The following is a 3,695-nucleotide window of genomic DNA, read 5'->3' on the forward strand; positions in this document are numbered from 1 at the left end:
GAAATACTTAGGATGAAGCGGCGGCGGTGCAACAGTTCAGCCCGGCGCGGATCCGCGGCTAGGCTCGGATGTAGATCCGCCCGACAGCCCAGGAGAACCCACGTGACACCAACGTCCGCCTCCCCCGCCCCGCTGCCCCTGCCGGGTCTGACCTGGGGTATCAAACGCAGCTTTATGGATTACATTTCGGGACTCCCGGACGGTGCTGTTTCCGCAGCCGACGGCGCCACGGTCWCTGCGTCCGGAGAGTTCTGCTTCGCTCCCGCCGGCTCCGAGTACGATCCCGCCAGCGGCACCGGATTGCTGCGGTTCCGCGGCGATGTCCGCGTCGCCGGTCACCACGGAATGATGTTCGTCCGGCTGCTGGATCCATGGGTCGAGTTCGCGGCCGGGCACGGGGTCCTGTCCATCAGCACGGGCGACGGCGGCGGGACGGACCGCTCGGATGTCGGCACCCTGCGCACTGCCGCGCCCCGCAACATGGAGGGGTTTCTCGTCTGGGAGCGCGTCGAGGTCGCCGTCTCCCAGGCCGGTTCGGAACTTTTCGACGGCCAGTACGCCGACGGCCAGGCGATGGACCCCCTGGTCATCCGGGTGCCGGCGTAGTCAGGACGGCCCAAGGCGCGGACGCTAGCGTGGACGCACCGGACGCACCCTCACCGGCGCGATGATCCCGATCAGGGCCACGGCGGTCATGGAACCTGCCGCCATGATCGAGGCGAGCACGACGATCTGGAAGCGGCCCGCCTCCAAGGGTGAAAGGCCGCCGAAGATCGCACCCACAAACGCCCCGGGCAGGGTAACAAGTCCCGTCGTCTTAGTCTGGTCGGTCGAAGGGATGAGGGCGGAATAGACGGCGCGCCGGGCCAGCTCCAACGTCGACTGACGCCGCGTCGCCCCCAAAGCCAGCCACGCTTCAACCTCATCCCAACGTTCATTCACCGACTCGGCAAAGTGCCGGCCGGCCAGAGTGGCGATGGTCATCGCATTGCCGATCACGATCCCCCCAATTGCCAGCGCGTAGCGGGGCGTCAGGGCCATAGCGCCCGTGCCGAAAACGATCGCCAGGGTCACCAGGATGCCGGCGGCCATCGAGCCGCCCACTACCGCCAGGCGGCCCCAACTCCACCCCAGGCGTCGCGCGGCCGTCACTGCGGCCACCGAAAACATCACGAGAAGTGCGGCGCCGACCCAGACCGGACTGGTGATAACAGTGCCCAGTATGAGGCTGATGACAGCCAGTTGCACAGCCCCGCGCAGGATGGCCAGCGCCGGCGCGGTCCGGTGCGGGATCCGGAAAACCGCAAGCAACCCCACGGTGACCAGCATCAGGAGCCCTACGCCCAGCAGCGTGGGCAGGAGATCAGTCAAGGCGGTCATCACGCCAGCCTATAGACCTTCGCGGCAGCACCATTGGCGGCATCGGCTGTCGGCTGCCTTTCCTCGCCGGACACGGCTGCCGTGCTGGGCACCCGCGCGTCCTTCTGCAAGGATGTGAACGGTCGTCGCGCCGTCGGGGACTGAAACTGGTCAAAGGAGATGCTCCATGGTTGAACCCGCCCTTCTAGCCGACGGCGTCCACAGCGAGGCCCGCCGGCATGTGCTCCGGGCCTTGGCGGCGGGCACGGGGATCGGGTGGGACGGCGCGGACCGGGCCGTCTTCGAAGAGCGCTTCGACCGTCATTTCCCGGCCTTGTTCCGGCTGTTCCACGATCTCTACGGCGCACGGCCTGATTGGCTGGATCAGCTCACCGACCTAGTGATGCAGTCTGCCCGGTCGTGGGCCGAGAGGCCTGCGCCGCTCAAGGGCCTCGACGCCGAACGGGAACACAACAGCGGCTGGTTCCAGTCCAATACCATGCTCGGCGGCGTTTGCTACGTCGACAGATACGCCATGGACCTCGAAGGCGTCCGCGCCCGGATCCCCTATTTCAAGGAAATGGGCCTGACCTACCTGCACCTGATGCCGCTGTTCCTGGCCCCCGAACCGCACTCCGACGGCGGCTACGCCGTTTCCAGCTACCGGGACGTCAATCCCAGGCTGGGCACCATGGAGCAGCTGCGTGACCTCGCCGCCGAGCTGCGGGCGAACGGCATCAGCCTCGTGGTCGACTTCATCTTCAACCACAYCTCCGACGAGCACGAATGGGCCCGGAAGGCGGCCGCGGGCGAGCCGGCCTACAGCGACTACTACTGGATCTTCCCGGACAGGTCCATGCCGGACGCGTTCGAGCAAACCGTGCGCGAAATCTTCCCGGACGACCACCCCGGCTCATTCGTCGACTTGCCGGACGGACGGTGGGTCTGGACCACGTTCCACACCTTCCAGTGGGACCTGAACTACTCCAACCCGGACGTCTTCCGTGCCATGGCGGGCGAGATGCTGTTCCTGGCCAACCAGGGCGTGGACATTCTCCGGATGGACGCCGTCGCCTTCATTTGGAAGCAGCTCGGCACGCCCTGTGAGAACCTTCCCGAAGCCCACACGCTGCTGCAGGCGTTCAATGCCGTGTGCCGGCTGGCGGCGCCGTCGCTGCTGTTCAAGTCCGAGGCGATCGTCCACCCCGACGAGGTGGCCCGTTACATTGACCCCGCCGAGTGCCAGCTCTCCTACAACCCCCTGCAGATGGCGCTGATCTGGGAGGCGCTGGCCACCCGCGACGTGTCCCTGCTCACCCAGGCCCTGGAGCGGCGCCACAATATTCCGGACGGCACGGCATGGGTGAACTACGTCCGCAGCCATGACGACATCGGCTGGACATTTGCGGATGAGGATGCCGCCGAGCTTGGCATCAATGCCTTCGAGCACCGGCGATTCCTCAATTCCTTCTACGTCAACCGTTTCCCTGGCAGCTTCGCCCGCGGGGTGCCTTTTCAGGACAACCCCCGCACCGGCGACTGCCGGATTTCCGGCACAACGGCGTCGCTCTGCGGGCTGGAGGGCGGAACCGATGCGGCAGTGGACCGGATCCTGCTGGCCCACTCGGTGGCCTTCAGCACCGGGGGCATCCCGCTGCTCTACCTCGGTGACGAGGTCGGCCAGTTCAACGACTACGGGTACGCCGCCGAGGAAGGCCACGGAACGGATAGCCGCTGGGTGCACCGGCCGCACTACCCGGCCGCAGGGTACGCGCGGCGCGCGGAGCCGGAAACCCCCGCCGGGGCGGTCTTTGCCGGGCTGCGCCGGATGGTGTCCGTACGGTCCGCGACGCCGGAACTGGCCGGGACCCGGCTGGTCGGGTTCGCCACGAACAACCCGGGAGTCCTGGGGTACCAGCGTCCCGGAAATGGAACGCTGATCCTCGCCTTGGCTAACTTCRGCGACGGCCCCCAGGAGGTAACGGCGTTGACGCTCTCCGGCTTCGCGGCTGGCGCCGTCGACGTCCTGACCGGCGCCCACGTGTGCCTCGACGCGGGACTGGTCCTGGACGCCCGGCAGTTCGTCTGGCTCCGGGTGACGCCCCGGCCTTGAGGCGCTGGCCCGCTGCTCATCGGCACGGAGTAAGGGAAGCGGCTGTTGTCGGCGCCTGCTGCGCCGCTTCGCCCGGTGCCGTGTCCGGCCGCACACTGGTTGAGGAGAGCGTGCGGCCGGAATCTGTGGACGAACGGCCCCGTGGCGGCCGGCGGCCGGTCTTCTGCGGCCTATTTCCACTCTCCCCCATCCCGCTGAGAAGAGACTGAGAGCAGCCTCTCTC

At 67.4% G+C, this 3,695-nt stretch carries 3 protein-coding genes; 2 read left to right on the forward strand and 1 reads right to left on the reverse strand.

Annotation, left to right across the window (positions count from 1 at the left end):
* Positions 1 to 102: 102 nt before the first annotated feature.
* The gene (locus AC1D1S_RS20080; RefSeq protein WP_476995317.1) at positions 103 to 606 is read left to right on the forward strand and encodes an HtaA domain-containing protein; all 504 of its coding nucleotides are present in this window, start codon (positions 103 to 105) and stop codon (positions 604 to 606) included.
* Positions 607 to 630: 24 nt separating this feature from the next.
* Here AC1D1S_RS20080 and AC1D1S_RS20085 read toward each other — a convergent pair whose 3' ends face one another.
* Positions 631 to 1,380 (reverse strand): ABC transporter permease, encoded by a 750-nt coding sequence (locus tag AC1D1S_RS20085; protein ID WP_028276798.1) that lies wholly within the window; start codon positions 1,378 to 1,380, stop codon positions 631 to 633.
* Between the two features lie 166 nt (positions 1,381 to 1,546).
* On the opposite strand from AC1D1S_RS20085, the gene AC1D1S_RS20090 reads away from it, so the two are divergent.
* Entirely contained in the window at positions 1,547 to 3,472 is a 1,926-nt protein-coding gene (locus tag AC1D1S_RS20090; protein WP_476995318.1) for an alpha-amylase family protein, read from the forward strand.
* Positions 3,473 to 3,695 lie beyond the last annotated feature (223 nt).

This window comes from Arthrobacter sp. P1_A5 (assembly GCF_056406825.1).

Excerpts from the sequence above, each read along its gene's own strand:
- AC1D1S_RS20085 (WP_028276798.1), bottom strand. The coding sequence starts at position 1,380 with ATGACCGCCTTGACTGATCTCCTGCCCACGCTGCTGGGCGTAGGGCTC.